The organism is Sphingobacterium sp. UBA2610, assembly GCF_002339225.1.
Classification (GTDB): Bacteria; Bacteroidota; Bacteroidia; order Sphingobacteriales; family Sphingobacteriaceae; genus Sphingobacterium; species Sphingobacterium multivorum.
Genome location: NZ_DDKA01000019.1, coordinates 253849 through 270922, shown reverse-complemented (window position 1 = coordinate 270922; position 17074 = coordinate 253849). Strand labels below are relative to the sequence as shown.

Annotated in this window: 15 protein-coding genes; 8 read left to right on the top strand and 7 right to left on the bottom strand. The window is 41.7% G+C overall.

Annotation, left to right across the window (positions count from 1 at the left end; translation table 11 throughout):
- The first annotated feature begins 26 nt into the window (after nt 1-26).
- From B4Z47_RS13830 to B4Z47_RS13820, 3 genes are read left to right on the top strand one after another with little or no spacing between them, the layout of a single operon-like run.
- Entirely contained in the window at nt 27-359 is a 333-nt protein-coding gene (locus tag B4Z47_RS13830) for a hypothetical protein (protein WP_070561351.1), read from the top strand.
- A 10-nt stretch (nt 360-369) separates the two neighbouring features.
- Complete coding sequence (locus B4Z47_RS13825) at nt 370-648, top strand: hypothetical protein (RefSeq protein WP_070561349.1); 279 nt, start codon at nt 370-372, stop codon at nt 646-648.
- Nucleotides 649-654: 6 nt separating this feature from the next.
- The gene (locus B4Z47_RS13820) at nt 655-2298 is read left to right on the top strand and encodes a PepSY-associated TM helix domain-containing protein (protein WP_286727420.1); all 1644 of its coding nucleotides are present in this window, start codon (nt 655-657) and stop codon (nt 2296-2298) included.
- Between the two features lie 192 nt (nt 2299-2490).
- On the opposite strand, the gene B4Z47_RS13815 is transcribed toward B4Z47_RS13820, so the two are convergent.
- The gene (locus tag B4Z47_RS13815; RefSeq protein ID WP_201640018.1) at nt 2491-3906 is read right to left on the bottom strand and encodes a PLP-dependent aminotransferase family protein; all 1416 of its coding nucleotides are present in this window, start codon (nt 3904-3906) and stop codon (nt 2491-2493) included.
- 2 nt (nt 3907-3908) lie between these two features.
- Complete coding sequence (locus B4Z47_RS13810) at nt 3909-4280, bottom strand: hypothetical protein (protein ID WP_112375059.1); 372 nt, start codon at nt 4278-4280, stop codon at nt 3909-3911.
- Between the two features lie 174 nt (nt 4281-4454).
- On the opposite strand from B4Z47_RS13810, the gene B4Z47_RS13805 reads away from it, so the two are divergent.
- Together B4Z47_RS13805 and B4Z47_RS13800 are read left to right on the top strand one after the other, a co-directional pair.
- Nucleotides 4455-5957 carry a Na+/H+ antiporter gene (locus tag B4Z47_RS13805; RefSeq protein ID WP_239468774.1) on the top strand — a complete coding sequence of 501 codons (1503 nt, stop codon included), beginning with the start codon at nt 4455-4457 and terminating at the stop codon, nt 5955-5957.
- A 151-nt stretch (nt 5958-6108) separates the two neighbouring features.
- Nucleotides 6109-6747 carry an NAD-dependent epimerase/dehydratase family protein gene (locus B4Z47_RS13800; protein ID WP_286727419.1) on the top strand — a complete coding sequence of 213 codons (639 nt, stop codon included), beginning with the start codon at nt 6109-6111 and terminating at the stop codon, nt 6745-6747.
- A 99-nt stretch (nt 6748-6846) separates the two neighbouring features.
- On the opposite strand, the gene B4Z47_RS13795 is transcribed toward B4Z47_RS13800, so the two are convergent.
- Nucleotides 6847-8538 carry a HEPN domain-containing protein gene (locus B4Z47_RS13795; protein WP_286727418.1) on the bottom strand — a complete coding sequence of 564 codons (1692 nt, stop codon included), beginning with the start codon at nt 8536-8538 and terminating at the stop codon, nt 6847-6849.
- A 23-nt stretch (nt 8539-8561) separates the two neighbouring features.
- Nucleotides 8562-9833, bottom strand: a complete 1272-nt coding sequence (locus B4Z47_RS13790; RefSeq protein ID WP_286727417.1) for a hypothetical protein — start codon at nt 9831-9833, stop codon at nt 8562-8564.
- Between the two features lie 186 nt (nt 9834-10019).
- On the opposite strand from B4Z47_RS13790, the gene B4Z47_RS13785 reads away from it, so the two are divergent.
- The 3 genes from B4Z47_RS13785 to B4Z47_RS13775 all read left to right on the top strand — a co-directional run bounded on the left by B4Z47_RS13785 (nt 10020) and on the right by B4Z47_RS13775 (nt 12282).
- A complete protein-coding gene (locus B4Z47_RS13785) occupies nt 10020-10436 on the top strand; it encodes a hypothetical protein (protein ID WP_070561335.1) in 417 nt (138 codons plus the stop codon).
- 26 nt (nt 10437-10462) lie between these two features.
- Entirely contained in the window at nt 10463-10843 is a 381-nt protein-coding gene (locus B4Z47_RS13780) for a hypothetical protein (RefSeq protein WP_070561333.1), read from the top strand.
- Between the two features lie 218 nt (nt 10844-11061).
- Nucleotides 11062-12282: a hypothetical protein gene (locus tag B4Z47_RS13775; protein ID WP_070561331.1), complete on the top strand. Its 1221-nt coding sequence runs from the start codon at nt 11062-11064 to the stop codon at nt 12280-12282.
- 183 nt (nt 12283-12465) lie between these two features.
- Here the strand turns inward: B4Z47_RS13775 and lipB are convergent, their stop codons facing one another.
- The 3 genes from lipB to recG form a co-directional block, all read right to left on the bottom strand.
- Nucleotides 12466-13161 carry a lipoyl(octanoyl) transferase LipB gene (gene lipB, locus B4Z47_RS13770; protein WP_070561330.1) on the bottom strand — a complete coding sequence of 232 codons (696 nt, stop codon included), beginning with the start codon at nt 13159-13161 and terminating at the stop codon, nt 12466-12468.
- A 60-nt stretch (nt 13162-13221) separates the two neighbouring features.
- Nucleotides 13222-14412, bottom strand: a complete 1191-nt coding sequence (hflX, locus tag B4Z47_RS13765; RefSeq protein WP_046672676.1) for a GTPase HflX — start codon at nt 14410-14412, stop codon at nt 13222-13224.
- A 510-nt stretch (nt 14413-14922) separates the two neighbouring features.
- Complete coding sequence (gene recG / locus B4Z47_RS13760; protein ID WP_070561328.1) at nt 14923-17028, bottom strand: ATP-dependent DNA helicase RecG; 2106 nt, start codon at nt 17026-17028, stop codon at nt 14923-14925.
- Nucleotides 17029-17074 lie beyond the last annotated feature (46 nt).

Here is a 17074-nt window from a genome sequence, read left to right as displayed (position 1 = left end):
ACCGATCCAGATAAATTATAGAATCGATGTATAGTACACTGTTAATCGTTATACTCATGGGAGCCTATCTTTTTTACAACACGAGCAAAAAGGTGAAGTTTGGCCCTAGACCACAATGGCTTGAAAAATTGTGCGCACAAACGAAGTTTGTGCGCACATTGAGCATGCTGCTATTGATCTTTCCATTTGGAGCTGTTCTTTATCTGCAAGGTTTTGGAGCAGGTTTTTTTGCTTTTTTTGCCTATTTCATGTGCATGATGTGTCTTGTGGTCCTATTAAATCCTTATCGCTATTTCAAATTATACCCAATTATGGGATTGTATGTATTTAGCCTTTGTGTTGAATTATTGATTTCTTAATCGATTAAATATGCCTGCTAATAAAAAATACCTCAGTACGCCCTTTCAGCGATTCCTGAAAATTACAGCCGGATTTATCGGTGGTTATGTCGTCATGATCTCTTTCCACGTTTTGGTCACTCATATTTTTGAGAAAAAGGATGTTGTTGCCACGGCTTGCTTCACGGGTTATCTCCTATGGGCAGTACTGCTCTTGTTGGCCTTTCTTGCTAAGAGTGGATGGAAAATATGGGGATTATACTTACTCTTGGCGGCAGTTTTTTCGCTGCCTTATTTTTTCAAAATGTAATTGACCATGAATAACCGAAATTATAATATCTATTTCAATACGCATACCATTAGTGGCATTATTATTTGCGCTATCCTTTATGTGATATTTTTTGCGGGATCATTTGCGTTTTTTAGGAATGAAATTGCTGCCTGGCAGAATAATACGTCGTATAAGACTTATCGCGAAGATCATAAAAACGTTGATCATTTGCTCGACTCACTCAAAGGACAAACAAATTTGCATGGACGCGATATTACCTTTTATATGTACCGGGAAGGGACTTCAGCCTACTTGGGCTTGAGTGCATCCAACGATAGTATACTCAATAAAGAAAACCTGGCGAAGATCACGCCTGAACAAAAAGCTGCAAAAAAGTTTAGCCGCAGAAGGGGTGGAGATGATGATTCAAAGAACTTTACCTATAATTTTGCTAATAAAAAGGCTGGAGACTATGTGCAGAATTACGATATGGGCGAGTTTTTATTTCGTTTGCATTTCTTGGCCCAGCTCAATCAGGTGCCGATTCGGGTAGGCATAGCGCCATTTGGTTATCTTATTGCAGGTATTACCGCTTTTATTTTTCTGTTTGCCCTTATTACCGGGTTATTGCTGCATTGGGATAAGATCGTCTCAAATTTCTTTGTGTTCAGACCCTTCAGTAAATGGAAAACGGTATGGACTGATATGCACACCGCATTGGGCGTCATTGGTTTTCCGTTTCAATTTATCTTCGCGGTAACAGGTACGTTCTTGATCATCAATTCAGTACTCGCTTTGCCGCTGAGCAAGTTGTTGTATGATGGTGATCAGCAAAAAATGTATCAGGAGATGGGGGTTAGTGCCGAAACCAATTTTCCTTATACCTACAAACCTTTAAATGCAGACATTAATATCGCTCCATTTTTAGATCTGGCAAAACACAAATGGCCGGAAGCCGATTTTCAGCGTATTACGATCAAAAACTACGCAGACTCCAATATGCATGTTATCATGGAGCTGGAACCGCATTTTAACAAAAGCTTTGCTGGATCGGGGCTGTTGTCTGTGCGAGCGGCCGACAATAAAGTTGTTGCCGAGAAATCACCAGTTAGCGATGCTAGCTATGCAGATGGGGTGCGCAGCATTATATACCGGTTGCATTATGGCGATTATGGAGGCTATCCGCTCAAGATGGTGTACTTTATTTTGGGAGTTATGGGGTGTCTTGTTATTATCTCGGGTATATTGATCTGGTTGGTAGCGCGTGACAAAAACAACGTAATTCCACGAAAACGAAAATTCAATTTCTGGGCGGCCAATATTTTCACGGCAATATGTTTGACGATGTTACCTGTCACTGCATTGACTTTCATTGCTATTAAATTGAGCCCTGAGGTCAATCAGGATTTTATATACCGCGTTTATTTCTATAGCTGGCTCCTATTTTCACTGTATTACATTATCCGGAGAAGCATACGCAGAACCAATCGCGAAACATTGCTGGTTGGAAGCATATTGGCATTTTTTATTCCACTTGCCAATGGTTTTATGACTGGTAACTGGATCTGGGATACCTTCCGCAATGGACAGCGGGATATTTTCGTCGTCGACTTTTTATGGCTGATGATCGGTATAATTGGTGTAATCGCCTATAACAAGACTAAAAAATTCTTTGAGACGATTCGTTAACAAAGATTCTTTTCTCTCTGCGAAGTGTATACACTTTGTTTTTTGATTCCAAGGGTGCTCACAAGGTGCCCTTGGAACGTTTATAGGGTACGGCTTAAATACCTTTAAGGTCAGATCCTGGTAGACAATGCCTCATGGCGCAGAGCAATTCTTATCCAAGGATACCATACTGATGATCGCGGAAATTTCCTCTTACAATACAGCCTTAAAAAATCGGCCGAGGCGCATCAGATCCTGTGCTGTCTTTTCGTTCCAGTCCACAGCATAGTTTAGCCGAATACAGTTCTTAAACTGATCGTGCTGTGTAAACATCCTTCCCGGAGCAAAACTCAACTTTTGCCTAAGCGCATAATCGTAGAGCACCGTTGAGTCTATCTTTTTGTCCAGCTCTAACCAAAGTACAAAGCCACCTTCGGGCTGCGACATTTTGGTATTTTCCGGAAAATGGGCCTCAATGCTGTTTCTAAAATTGACATAATTGCTGTACAGTTTTTTTCTGAAGCTATTGAGGTGATGGTCGTACCGGCCGATCTGCAAGAATTTGGAAACAGCTTCCTGGTAAATTGCAGGCTGCGAAATCGTTTGTATGAGCTTTTGTTTTAGGATCTTATCTTTGTATTGCCCGGGCTCAACCCAACCGAGCCGAAAACTTGGGGCTAATACTTTGGTAAATGATCCACACCACATCACCAGTCCCTCTTCGTCAAAATATTTGCATGGTTTGGGCCGTGACGAACCGAAATAGATGTTTCCATATAGGTCGTCTTCAATCAATGGAATATGGTGGTGTGCGAGCAGTTTGACAAGCTCTTTCTTGTGCTCCTCAGGCATGAGTGCGCCCAATGGATTGCTAAAGTTGGTGACAAAACAACAGACATCAATTTTATGAATAACTTTTTTCAGGGCATCCAATTCAATTCCCGTAATAGGGTGGGTCGGAATCTCGATGGTTTTGAGGCCCAGTAGTTGAAAAGCCTGAATAAAGCCAAAGTAAAGGGGGCTTTCTACCGCTATGGTGTCGCCGGGTTTAGTGACGGCACGAAGGCAGCTGTAGATGGCATTCATGGCGCCCGACGTGATAATAAGATCCTCGTCACTTATTTTTCCCTCAAGTACCAATGACCATTTGGCAATTTCTTTCCGTAAGCTCGGACTTCCCTGTACCTGTCCATATTGATCACCGTAATCATGCAGCTCATGAACCGACTCTATAATGCATCGATTAAGTTTCTGAATCGGAAGTAATGATGCACTGGGTAAACCCAGTGAAAAGCGTGTAATTTCCTTGTCTTCCAGGGAGTGGAAAACTTTATCGATCAATGCCGCGGGATCTTGTTTCTTTTCGTCGATTTTGAAGGTAGAAATGGACGGGATAGCCATCCGACGAAGCCCGGATCGGCTAACGAAATAGCCTGATTTGGGGCGTGATTCAATGAGCGATCGACTCTCTAGTTCCATATAGGCACTTTTTGCCGTATTTAAACTTACATTGTATAATTTCTGAGCGCTGCGGACAGAAGGTAAACGATCGCCATAGACCAAGGAACCATTTTTGATCTGGTTTTCAACAATATTGGCTATTTTTTTATATAACAGTTGCTGTTCCATCCTTATGCTAATTTACTGTTTCTGTTTTGATTTAACCAGTTATTATATCGGCGGATTCCTTTTCTGAGCGATTCTTCCGAACCAAATAGGTTCATCAACTGTTGCTCAAAGAAGGATTGCGCTTTGTTCATAAATACGTTGGAAAGCGTATCCGAAATAGGACCGTCGTAGGTCATTTCGACCGACAGTAAATTCTTTCTGCAGAGTATTACAGACGAAAAGGCTTTTAATTGATTGCCTTGGTCGAGCACCAGGAAAGGCATGCTTATGCGTGCTGTATCTACCTGCTTTTTGTTTTGTATTTCTTTGATAAGCGCTAAATCAGAAAGATCCACTTGTCTGATCAGATACGGTTGATGTGCAGTTGTCGCCATAAGAATAAATCTTTTTGCTAATTTAAGAAGGGTACAGGATGCTGTTTAGGTACAGAGTGCCGTTAAAATAGGGGTACAGAAAAAAATTAGGTTGCCCGGTGATTTTTGTAATTTCCATTTGAGATCTTTACACTACGAAAAGGATATCTCCGGATCTATAGATTATGAAGTAGTATGCACAGCTTATTTCCTTTATTTATCGCAATGATTGCGATCATCGTATTGATCGAAATGTGGGCGACCAAACTACGGGTAGCCTATCCCATTCTCTTGGTTCTGGCGGGGCTATTCATTAGTTTTATTCCCACTTTGCCCGTAGTGACGATTGATCCGGACGTCATCTTTCTCATTTTTCTACCGCCCTTGCTTTGCGAGGCTTCTTGGTCAATTTCGTTTAAGGAGATGAAGAAATGGTGGCGTATTATCGGGAGTTTTGCCTTCTTGGTTGTATTCTTTACGGCACTTTCTGTCGCGGTTGTTGCCAATTATTATATACCGGGGTTTACACTAGCGTTGGGCTTTCTGCTGGGAGGCATTGTGTCACCGCCAGATGCTGTCAGCACAGGAGCGATTATGAAATTTGTGAAAGTTCCCAAAGCTACTTCTGCGATCCTGGAAGGCGAAAGCCTATTAAATGATGCTTCTTCCTTGATCATTGTACGTTTTGCTCTTATTGCTGTTGGGACAGGTCAATTTGTATGGGGACAAGCTGCGGTATCCTTTATCTGGATGCTGGTCGGTGGTGTGGGTATTGGCCTGTTATTGGGTTGGTTTTTTATACAGGCACACAAGCGTCTACCGACAGATGCGCCCTCGGATATTGCACTTACCTTGATTGAACCTTACTTTATGTATTGGATCGCAGAGCAATTTCATAGCTCAGGGGTGTTGGCTGTCGTTGCCGGTGGCCTTTTGATGTCCGGTCAGCGGCTGACATTTCTCAATAGTACGAGCCGGGTGCGGGGGCTGAGTGTCTGGGAGAGTTTTGTATTTATCCTGAACGGTATCATATTTTTTATTATTGGATTAGATCTTCCGGAGATTGTTGCGGGTTTGCGGTCCAATGGAACGTCGCTGTTAGAAGCCATCGGGTACGGTCTTTTGGTAACGGGAGTATTGATCCTTGCTCGTATTATCAGCTCGTATGCAGCCATGATTGCTACCCTTATTTTTCGCCCGGGTGTGGCGCCAAGATCGAGATCTACCAAACAGCGTTTTCTAATGCCTCTTTTGTTGGGCTGGACCGGCATGCGTGGTGTGGTGTCATTGGCAGCAGCATTATCCATTCCTGTCTTTATGAATGGTGTGGATATTCCGCAGCGAAACCTGATCTTATTCATCACCTTTGTCGTGATCTTATCCACGCTCTTGATACAAGGGCTTACTTTACCCTACTTAATCAAAAGGACTAGACTATTTGAAACTTTTGGAGAAGAGCCCGAAGAGCAGGTCCGTAGTCGCATGAAGCAAGGGTTGAAACATCATGTTTACCAATTTCTAAAAGATAAACATGAGAAAGAGCTGCACAATCGTGATGTTATGGACCGCATTTTGAAACATTGGGAGGAAAAGGTGAATGCGGCCGATGATTCGTGGATGAATGAAAAAACGAAAGTGATATTTATGGAGCTTTTGGATGTACAAAGGGAGTATCTTCAGAAGCTAAACTGCGAGTAGACCATTGACGAGGGGATTGTTCGTTCGCAGTTATATCAACTGGACTTGGAAGAAGAGCGGTTGCGGCGGATTTAGTCATAGAATTTTATAAATGCCTCAGGGCAATAATGTATTTTTAACTAAAGGTTCCAATGAGGAGCCATGCTGAAATATGAAGGTAATTATAACAGGAGCCACCGGAATGGTTGGCGAAGGCGTTTTGCTGGAATGTCTACAAAATGAAAAGGTAACAGCCTTGCTGAGCATTTCCCGCCGGACTGCTGCCATTCAGCATCCAAAATTAAAGGAACTTTTGGTCAAAGACTTTACTAAACTTTCGCTATTTAGAGATGCGATTGCGGGCTATGATGCCTGCTTTTACTGTGCTGGCGTGAGTTCTGTGGGAATGAAAGAAGACAAGTACCGTTATATTACTTATGATACAACACTAGCTTTTGCAAAGTCCCTGCTGGAAATCAATTCGGAGATCAGTTTTATTTATGTTTCCGGAGGAAGCACCGATAGTACGGAGCAAGGCAAAGTGATGTGGGCTAGGGTTAAGGGTAAAACAGAGAATGATCTTGCCAAATTACCGTTCAAAAAGGAGTATAACTTTAGACCAGGAGCAATGACGACTGTTGCAGGGCAAAAGCATGCCAATCCCTTTGCTTTTGTGGCCAAAATAATCAAATTTTTTGCCCCTTCAGCAGTACTTTCCCTACATGAAGTCGGACGTGCCATGATACATGCCGTGGAAAGAGATAACGTTAAGAATATATTGGAGATTAAAGATATTCGGGCCCTTGCTTGACCGCTTTGTTAAATATTTATGTAGTAATCTGAATAATCCTGATTATTTGCAAATTATTTGACATAATTATAATTGGTTTATTCCTTCATAATCGGCCTTCTATTCAACTTGTTCGACCAGCTGTTGGCTAGAAATTTTCTCGAAATAGCTTTCCATCTCTTGGTTACACCTTTCTATAAACGTTTTTGTGCGTTTTTGCAATTCTATAATTGTTAGTGGATTTCCTTTATAATTTGCATTATATCTAAATTCCTGCTGTGCTTCCGTAATGTTTTTGAAGGCGTTAAGCTGATCTTGATGATCCAAGCAAAAAATGAAGTAGGCATCAGGAACTATCAATTTGCAGAGTTGCATGAGGAAAGTAAGGTTGACCCGTTGCGGTTTGTATTGAAGTACGGTATTGATTACGCCAAGACAAACTTGTTCCAGCGCTTGAGATAGCATAAAATATACGGCCTCTATACTTATTGCCGAGCAGTATTCCTCATAAGGCAAGTATAATGTGCGCGCATTATTATAGCGCGTCTTCCATTGTTGACGTACATAATCTAGATTTAGCTGTGGGGCAACGATGCTTTCCAGATCGATATTGGCCATGGATGTATTTTGCAACCAGATGTCACCTGCTTTCAGGAGTGAAAGAAAAAAGGGATGACCCTTTGAAAACTGTTTGCTGAAAACGGCTGAGTTTTCCAGGGCCAGCGTGAGCGACACATTGTTGGGAAGCATATCCGCAATGAATTGTGTTAAATTATTGAGTTCGCCATTTAAAGTCTCATAAGCAACAAAAATATAGTAGGAATGGGTGATGTGGTCCTTTTTGGCTCTTTGGAGCGCATTATGGTGTCTGTGATAATCAGAGTCATAACCAAAACAAGCAACCAAAGCAGGTGTACAATAACATTCAATTGCATTAAGAATAAGATCCCGAAAATTGGAGTTACAATAATCTTTTTTGTATATATCATTGTTATTTTTGTAATTTTCAACTTCGTTATTACTATTTTGAAGAATGGTTAGTTTTACCCTTATTTCTTCGTAGAGAAGATTGGAATAATCGTATATCCAGTTTAATGTATTGATCGCAATCTGATAGGCTGTTTCTAATACATCTTCATCGATAAAATAATCAAAGTGATATCGATAGTCGATGTAAGCCTTGTTAATTTTCTCCAAAGCTTGTTTTTTTTCGTTATTATCGGCTAGTGTACCGAGGCGATCGTCGAAAGCTCTGAGATAGTTTATATGGTTTTTTAAGGAATGGGACTTCTTATCCTCAACAACGAGGATATTTTCGGATGTTCGAAATGCAAGCTCCAAAGCTTGATGGAGCATGAATGCTGCGTGTGCATAATTTTTATGCTCAAAATAGAAATTGTAGCCATCAATAAAAGATCGAATCTTGCTCTTTTCCTTTTCGATATATGTCCGTGTTTTTTCGATGACTTCGTCACTTTTATTATTGGGTAAGACAAGGGGAATCTCTTGCACAGGATTCTGATAAATGCGGTTTTCAGGTTGGCAAATAAGATAGGCCCGGCCTAAACCTTGATCCACTTTTTGTTGTATTTCGTGCGTGAAGTTCACATTGATATACACATTGGGATAGGAGCCAACAGTTTTGTTTATCAGACTGTTGGCGTCGGAAAATCGAATTCCGGCATTTGAGGTAAGATTGACCTGTAGCATCTGATACTTTTTACCATCGTGGTCAAAAGTCCATTGGTAGATTTCATCGACAGCAACAGCACGAAGGATTGCCTCGATAATAGGGTTAATATCGGTATTCATAATATGGGTTGAATAAATGGAGGTTATATTTTTGTTTCTATTGGAGCTATTTGTTCTTGATTGGGGAATTCTATCTCTTCAGAAAAAGCTGTTAAATAGGCCAGTTCTAATATTTTGATCATAGTCTGGTAAATTCGTGTACTGTAGTCTGAATAGGCACCGGTATATCGGTTTTTGGCGAGGCCATAGTTGATCCATTCATACAAGATTTCATTCCATTCTTGCTGATCGTATGTTTTAACTGTTGCCAATAGTGCTGACAAAGGATTGTCTAATTCTTCATTCGATACATAATAAAGTATAATCTCCTCTTTTGCATGCCTAATCAAAATTGATTGGCATTCGGGCAATATCGAAAATGAATTGTCCATACAGACTGGAAGAATAGGGGATTCCTCAGATTTATTGGATAACATTTCTAATAAGGAGTAAAGACAGGCGTAGTTAAAGAGTAGATGTGCCCCCGAAAATTTACTGTTTTCATGATCAGCAGACCAGAATTTTTTTTCGTCGATGACCGTTTTGTACCAATATCGGATATCTTCTCGCCAGCCATTTAGATCGTCTCTATCAAAGAAATCTTTTAATGCTGAGACGGAGTAAGATTGGGAAGCAAGCCAGTCGGGCAATATAATGCGTTTTTTTGGATGAAGTATTTCGTCTTCTGTTTCGTCCAAAGATTGCTGGGTTTGGCGCTGCGCATCTGTAATGTCTTCTTGATTTTCTATAACATTGTTTGGAAGTATTTGATCTTCATAGATCTTTCCGAGAGCAGCAGCTAGGCGCAGTAGGAATTCTTTTATAGCAAGAATTTCATGGCCGTTGTCGCCTAAAAAGCCATTATCTCTGTCTCCTAAACTTATCCATAAATCATCAAGAATGTTGTACCATTGTTGTAAAGACTCATAAGAAAAAAAACGGCTAATGCTGTCTGCTGCAGTATCAATATTGCTTGCCGATGAGTCTATTGCTAATAGCTGATTCCAGTAGTCTGAAACGCCTTTGTTGAACTTCAGCGGTTGTTCTATTGTTTTTAGTTTACATTTCCTAAAAATAACATAGGCCAATTCCACCTGTTCAATTAATTTTCTAGTGAGATATCCGGTAGAGGAACGTGGTGGGTTCATCTTTGCGTTTGAAGCCGCGTTAATTAGCGTATTTAGGTCCGCTAACCAGTCACGTATGGATGTTTCGCTTTCAAAGAACCCAATGAGATATTTCATCGGATCGTCGATATGTTCTTGGGTTAAATAGCGAAAATGTTTCGCTTTTAGTTTCTTTTGCGTATTTTTCATCAGATTATATGTTTTAAAGTTGATGAAACTGCTGCTTGGGCTCATAATGATCTGTGCACTGATCTATAGCCCTGTTGGTTTCATTTGTTAGTTTTTGGTGAATGATGTGTTTATAATTATCAATAGTTAAACTAATTTAAACACTAATTTTCAATTAATCAAATTTTATATTGATAATTATTGATTATGAGTTCTTTTTTAACGAGAATTAAAGTTATTGCAGATCGAGAAGGACTGAGCGTGACAGCCTTTGAAACTGCCGTTGGAGCTAGTAGAGGCGTATTTACACGTGCCTTAACCAACAATACAGATGTACAGGCGAAATGGTTAGTTAGTATTGTTGAAAAATATCCTGCATATTCTTCCGAATGGTTGTTAAAAGGCGAAGGTGAGATGCTAAAGCCCGTTCTTGCTCAGGAAGAAGAAAAGGAGGGTTATGTGACAAATGAAATTGAGGGCGTTACTAATGCCGTTGTCAACTCCTTAAGACAGGTTATATCGTCACAAAATATCACAATTAAATCTCAGGAGAAGACAATTATTTCGTTGGAGCGATTATTGTCGATTCAAGAGCAAGAAATAAAATCGTTAAGAAATAAATAAACAGCCAACATTTAAAAAAGCTATAAGTGAATGTAAAGGAACGTGTGCTGCTGATCGCTGAAACCAAAGGCATCAGTAAGACCGAATTTTTCAAAGATGTGCAACTTTCCTATGCAAACTTTAAGGGAGGGCAGAAAAATACTGCACTCAGTTCAGATGCTATGGTGGCTATACTGTCCAAACATCCTGACATTAGCCCAGCCTGGTTGCTCATGGGTGAAGGGACTATGATGCGAAAGGATGAGAAGGGGGCACTCAGTGCTCTACCTGCCGAAACAGCTCATGTCACTGCCGAAGGTCTTGGTATTTATAAACAGCTGGTTAATGCCTTAGAGCAAACGGTCAAGGCACAGGAAAAAACAATCCTCTCATTGGAAGGTCAGGTAAGTTTATTACAGCGCAAATAGCCACATTGCGTAGTTTAGAAACCAAACAATCTCCTGCCCAAAAAAATACCTGATTCCGGTGATTTCATTGGCCTCCTTTTTGTATTAATTTCGTTATTGCAACTGTGCGTGTTTGACCGGTAGCCAGGAAAAGTTTCTGTTGCATTTATTGATGTCTCGTTCCCTGCTGTTGATCGCAATGGAGCGACCACTGGTCATGTATTCAAAGAATTAATTTTATGCCAAAAAAAGGATTACTCATACTCTGCTTTTTTGTTAGTTGGTTTGTGCATCACGCAGTAGGACAGCCAGCGGGTCAACGGCCACTTTATACCTCAACATGGGGGCACCTTTTCAGTGAAGCAGGAAATAATAAAGACCTCTTGGGAGTTTTTCCAACAGAGGCACCTGTGTATCTGTTGGATTCCACCAACACGCAGTACAAAGTGCAGGTGAATAATGGGGATATCGGTTTTATAGACCGTCAGCCTCTGAAAAGTGCCATGGATGGAAAAAGGTCTGCCGGAGAACCACAACAATATTTCTATCGCGGAACCGAAGGCGCTCAATGCCCACATTTCTATGTACAGGTCTCGCAATTGCGCGTGCGTAAGGCACCCAATACCACAAGTACCGCTGTGCGTAGGGCGGGGCTCAATGAAATGGTATGTATCGATTATGTGCCGCTCTACACAGATGGATGGGTCTACATCGGAGACCACTTCCATGAAAATCCGGAGTACATTCAGATGAAATTTTTGGGTGCTGAGTTAAGCTATGACAAGGTCCTTAAAGAATATTTGGCTGTCAAAGGGAAGGACCAGGAGGAAGAACTGATACAGGCAGGCCGTCTACGTGAAATCGGCTGGACGAAGTATTCCAAGTTAAAACAGGCGCTTACCTATTGGAAGGAATCTTACGACAAAGCGGGAAAAGTGGACCCCAAGGTTGATATCGATTTTGAACTGTTAATGGCCGATAAATTTCAACATGAGTTCCAGTCCGAAGTGTACGCAAAGAAACTGAAGGCCTTAAACTTCCATTTCGAATGGAAAGGAGTGTCTTTATTTGATGGTAAAATCACAGATGGACAAATGAAGCAACTGGCGCTGCAGCGGGTTACCGAAATCCCCGATATGCCCGAATGTGGCTGGGAGCCGCGGTATTATTATAAAACACCGAATATGATCGTTGCCTTTGAAGAAAATTATAAAGGCAAAGTGGTCGGAACCTTGTATAAGCTATTTTTTAGTGCGGGTGAAGCTATTGTGTTGGGGGACCAGCGGATGGATGCCAATTATGCGGAAAGAGACTTTGTAAACCACTTTGGTGAACTGCTTTCGGCAGACTGGATTTCAACGCCACATACTTTCTATATTCAAAATGGCGATGCAGGATTATTTATTTTCAGATTTGTTGATGGGAAACTCGCCAGCTATGAGTGTATGTATTATTGTTGATATTCGGAAATAGCGTCGGGGTCACGTAAAGACCTCCAAGTGTCTGAAAATGTCCCTCGTTTGTGTCTTTAGTAGGGGTTTTATTAACCATGAGGAACAGGGATGCTCAAAAAAGTAAGGCCCTTTGAAAGGAGATTAAAATTCCGCTTTCAAAGGGCCTTTGTATGTTATTGAAAACTTAAATTACACTATTTGCATTTCAAAGAGTTGGGCAATATGGCCTTTAAGTTTCCCTTTCACGTCTTCCATATCAACTTCTTTGCCAAGCTCCCGTTTTAAAGACGTTACATCCTTATCGTCGATGCCGCAAGGAATGATGTTGCCGAAATAATCAAGATCTGTATTGACATTGAATGCGAAGCCATGCATGGTCACCCAGCGTGAAGCACGCACGCCCATTGCACAGATCTTGCGTGCAGTTGGTTTATCCGGTTCTATCCATACTCCCGTAAACCCGGGATATCTCCCTGCTTCGATACCATAATCCGCACAGGTCAATATGATAGCTTCTTCCAGTGTACGCAGATACAGATGGATATCCGTAAAGAAGTTGTCGAGATCCAGTATCGGATAACCGACAATCTGTCCAGGACCATGATAGGTAATGTCGCCACCACGGTTGATCTTGTAGAATTTGGCCTCTTTCTCTTCCAGTCCTTTCTCATCTAGGAGCAGGTATTCCTCGTGCCCGCTTTTCCCTAAGGTGTAAACATGGGGATGTGCTGTAAAGATCAAGTAATTTGGGGTATTTGCTGCTGTTGCATTGACTCTATTGTCATGTTTGATGTCCAATACGCCCTTAAAGATGGATTCTTGTCTGTCCCAGGCTTCCTGATAATCGACAAGGCCCCAATCTTGAAACTGCACCTCTTTGTTCATTTCGTATTTTATTAAGCTGTGAACAGGTATAAGGCCCGTTCACAGCATTGTTTGTCAAAATTAATACAATAAGTTATTGTAAGGGTAGCGTTCATTGTGCATTTTCACAATAATATCGTAAAGTTTTTGTTTGAACTCTTCGATATTCGTTTTATTCGTTGCTGATAGAAAGATTGCTGGATCAGAATTTTTTGCCATCCAGGAATTACGAAAATCATCCAACGTGACCTCGATTTCCTCACCATCGTGTCCTTCTTCGACGGCCGGTTTATAAAGGTCAATTTTGTTGAACACTGTAATCACCGGTTTGTCAAGTGCTTTAAGATCCTTCAATGTTTCGTTTACCGCCTGGATATGATCTTCAAAATTCGGATGCGAGATGTCGACCACATGGATCAGGACATCGGCTTCCCGAACTTCATCCAATGTGGATTTGAAACATTCCACCAAATGGTGCGGTAGTTTGCGGATAAAACCAACGGTATCTGAAAGCAAAAAAGGAAGGTTGTCGATCACAACTTTACGTACCGTCGTATCCAATGTTGCGAAAAGTTTATTCTCGATCAGTACATCAGACTTGGAGATCATATTCATGATCGTTGATTTTCCGACATTGGTGTAACCTACCAAAGCTACACGGATCATCTCGCCACGGTTTTTTCGTTGTGTCTCGTTTTGCTTGTCGATTGCTTTTAGGCGTTCTTTGAACAGGGAAATCTTGTCCAGGATGATCCGTCTATCGGTCTCGATCTGTGACTCACCCGGACCACGCATACCAATACCCCCGCGCTGACGTTCCAAGTGGGTCCACATACGGGTCAGACGCGGTAATAGATATTGCAGCTGTGCCAATTCGACCTGTGTCTTTGCCTGTGCAGTTTTGGCATGTCGGGCAAAGATGTCCAGGATAAGGTTGGAGCGGTCCAATATCTTGCGTTTCAATTCTTTCTCAATATTACGCAGCTGCGAAGGTGAAAGCTCATCGTCGAAAACAACGATGTCAATTTCCTCCGCTTCAACGTATGCTTTTATTTCTTCCAGCTTTCCACTGCCGACAAATGTAGCGCGATCTGGGAAGCCCAGTTTCTGTGTAAACATGCCTTTGGTCTCGCCACCGGCAGTCTGTACCAAAAATTCAAGTTCCTCCAAATATTCCTTTGCTTTTGTCTCCGTCACACTTGGCGTGATCACACTCACCAAGACGGCTGTTTCGGGTTTTATTGCTGTATCGTGTATTTTAATTCTGGCCATTTTGTACTATTAAGTCTTTCAAGTGAAGTAGGGAGGTCATTAAGCTTTGCAATGTATGCTATTGCCTACCTCTTGTTATACGTTCACTTTTTAAATTATTTTCAATGAGCTTGTAAGCCCGGTTTTTGTTTGAAAAGGTAAATTTAAGAATTTATGCGTTTGTACACCACACAAGACTGATGCCGATTATGACATAATTCTCCATTAACCAATAAATTTCCTGTGATTTGCTTACCAGGGCAACTCAAAATATGTAAGCGTTCGGTCGCCATCTTTTGCCTAGTAAAAGAAGGGATATTTTTCTATATCATGTTCATAATGATGCAAAAGTAAATAAATTTGGTTTTATATACAAAAAAGATAAATTGTCTTCAAGAACTAATAAAAACAATTCGTATCCTATTTATGTTGACGAGTGGCCTTTAGATCCCAATGCGCTCTATTTATTCACTTAAACACGTTATCGATTTATTTGTTGGCCCCGCTTTTTATTTCGAAAATGACATGCGATTAAGAAATCTTGTCCCAGGCAATGCCATCTGATTTTCTGGCGAGGAAGCTTCGCAGCAACTGATTCTTTTCGCTTTGTAGCGTTGGGTCTTCTTTGAAGATAGCAATGACCGTGTTGCGGCATTCTGTAAGCAATGCCTGATCTGTCGCCAGATTCGCCATCTTGAGGTCAAGTACACCCGATTGTTGCGTGCCGGAGATGTCGCCCGGGCCACGTAACTGTAGATCGACTTCTGCAATTTCAAATCCGTCATTGGTACGCACCATGGTATCCAGCCTTAATCGTCCTTCTTTGCTCAGCTTATTGCCCGACATCAGAATACAGAAAGACTGTTCAGCACCACGGCCTACACGGCCACGTAATTGATGCAGCTGGGATAGTCCAAATCGTTCGGAATTTTCAATGACCATCACCGATGCATTGGGAACATTAACGCCCACCTCGATAACGGTAGTGGCAACCATAATCTGTGTTTCGTGTTTGACAAAGCGCTGCATCTCAAAGTCCTTGTCCTTTACAGGCATCTTGCCATGAACAATACTGATCTTGTATTGTGGTAATGGAAATTCACGTTGTAAGTTCTCCAAACCTGCTTCAAGGTAGATCAGGTCCAGTTTTTCGCTTTCCTTGATGAGGGGATATACCACATAGACCTGTCTTCCCTTGGCGATCTCCTCACGCATAAAACCAAACATCCGTAAACGGGAGCTTTCAAAAAAGTGAACAGTCTTAATCGGTTTACGCCCAGCAGGTAATTCGTCAATTACAGAGATGTCCAAGTCGCCATACATGGTCATGGCCAATGTGCGTGGAATTGGTGTCGCTGTCATGACCAACATATGCGGTGGAATGACATTCTTGCGCCAGAGTTTGGCCCGTTGTTCCACGCCAAAGCGGTGTTGTTCGTCAATAACAACGAAGCCCAGGTTCTTGAACTGTACCTTATCCTCGATCAGGGCGTGGGTGCCAATTAAAATATCTAAGCTGCCATCTTCCAGTGCCTGGTGGATCAAACGGCGTTCCTTTGTGCTTGTGGATCCTGTAAGTAGCTTGATATTGACGATGTCATCGCCCACGAGCTGCTTTAGTCCATGATAATGCTGTGTCGCCAGGATTTCTGTAGGAGCCATCATACAGGCCTGAAATCCATTGTCGACAGCAAGCAGCATGCTCATGAGGGCAACAACTGTTTTCCCGGAACCTACATCGCCCTGTACTAGGCGGTTCATCTGCGCACCTGTATTGGTATCCATGCGGATTTCCTTCACAACGCGCTTTTGCGCTCCTGTCAAAGGAAATGGAAGGCGCTCGTTAAAGAACGTGTTGAATTTTTCACCGACTTTATTGAACCGCTGGCCTCTGAATTTCTGTGTGTTGAGCTGCTTGTTGTTGAGCAGCTTCAGCTGAATAAAAAATAGCTCTTCAAATTTGATGCGTTTGATGGCCTGGTTCAGCTCCTTTTGATCGCTTGGAAAGTGAATGGATGCAAAAGCCTGTTGCCTGGAAATAAGGCGATGTTTAGTGAGCACATCCTCGGGAAGCGATTCGTCAATACTGCGGAATACGGTTTCCAAAGCAGTCTCTTGTAAGCGTTGGATTCCCTTGGTATCCAGATTGAACTTTTTGAGTTTTTCTGTCGATGAATAAACCGGCTGTAAACTCATATTGCCGATCTGTTTTACCTGCGGGTTATACAGATCCATTTCGGGATGGGTAATGGATAGCTGGCCATTGAATTCGCTCGGCTTGCCATAAATAATATAGGCGGATCCGACTTTCAATGATTTTTGAAGCCAGGGGATGGACTGAAACCAGACCAGTTCCATGGAGCCGGTCTCATCTTTGAATGAGCCAACAAGACGTTTCGTTCTCTTTTCGCCTACGAGCTGTAAAGAAACCAGACGGCCCAGCACCTGTGCAGCCATCATATCGGGATGAAGTTTCCGGATTTTATGAAACTCCGTACGGTCGATATAACGGAAAGGATACTGTGTCAATAGATCACCAATCGTAAATACCTGTAGCTCTTTTTTGAGTACATCTGCTTTTTGTGGACCTACACCTTTGAGGTATTCTATCGGGGTAATTAAACGTAATTCAGCCATTCTTCTTGATGGCTAAATTACGAAAAATTTATGCGTTTATGGAGCT

What these genes read in the sequence shown, in the direction of transcription:
- B4Z47_RS13830 (WP_070561351.1), top strand. Translation starts at nt 27, where the DNA reads ATGTATAGTACACTGTTAATCGTTATACTCATGGGAGCCTATCTTTTT.
- B4Z47_RS13825 (WP_070561349.1), top strand. Translation starts at nt 370, where the DNA reads ATGCCTGCTAATAAAAAATACCTCAGTACGCCCTTTCAGCGATTCCTG.
- B4Z47_RS13820 (WP_286727420.1), top strand. Translation starts at nt 655, where the DNA reads ATGAATAACCGAAATTATAATATCTATTTCAATACGCATACCATTAGT.
- B4Z47_RS13815 (WP_201640018.1), bottom strand. Translation starts at nt 3,906, where the DNA reads ATGGAACAGCAACTGTTATATAAAAAAATAGCCAATATTGTTGAAAAC.
- B4Z47_RS13810 (WP_112375059.1), bottom strand. Translation starts at nt 4,280, where the DNA reads ATGGCGACAACTGCACATCAACCGTATCTGATCAGACAAGTGGATCTT.
- B4Z47_RS13805 (WP_239468774.1), top strand. Translation starts at nt 4,455, where the DNA reads ATGCACAGCTTATTTCCTTTATTTATCGCAATGATTGCGATCATCGTA.
- B4Z47_RS13800 (WP_286727419.1), top strand. Translation starts at nt 6,109, where the DNA reads ATGAAGGTAATTATAACAGGAGCCACCGGAATGGTTGGCGAAGGCGTT.
- B4Z47_RS13795 (WP_286727418.1), bottom strand. Translation starts at nt 8,538, where the DNA reads ATGAATACCGATATTAACCCTATTATCGAGGCAATCCTTCGTGCTGTT.
- B4Z47_RS13790 (WP_286727417.1), bottom strand. Translation starts at nt 9,833, where the DNA reads ATGAAAAATACGCAAAAGAAACTAAAAGCGAAACATTTTCGCTATTTA.
- B4Z47_RS13785 (WP_070561335.1), top strand. Translation starts at nt 10,020, where the DNA reads ATGAGTTCTTTTTTAACGAGAATTAAAGTTATTGCAGATCGAGAAGGA.
- B4Z47_RS13775 (WP_070561331.1), top strand. Translation starts at nt 11,062, where the DNA reads ATGCCAAAAAAAGGATTACTCATACTCTGCTTTTTTGTTAGTTGGTTT.
- lipB (WP_070561330.1), bottom strand. Translation starts at nt 13,161, where the DNA reads ATGAACAAAGAGGTGCAGTTTCAAGATTGGGGCCTTGTCGATTATCAG.
- hflX (WP_046672676.1), bottom strand. Translation starts at nt 14,412, where the DNA reads ATGGCCAGAATTAAAATACACGATACAGCAATAAAACCCGAAACAGCC.
- recG (WP_070561328.1), bottom strand. Translation starts at nt 17,028, where the DNA reads ATGGCTGAATTACGTTTAATTACCCCGATAGAATACCTCAAAGGTGTA.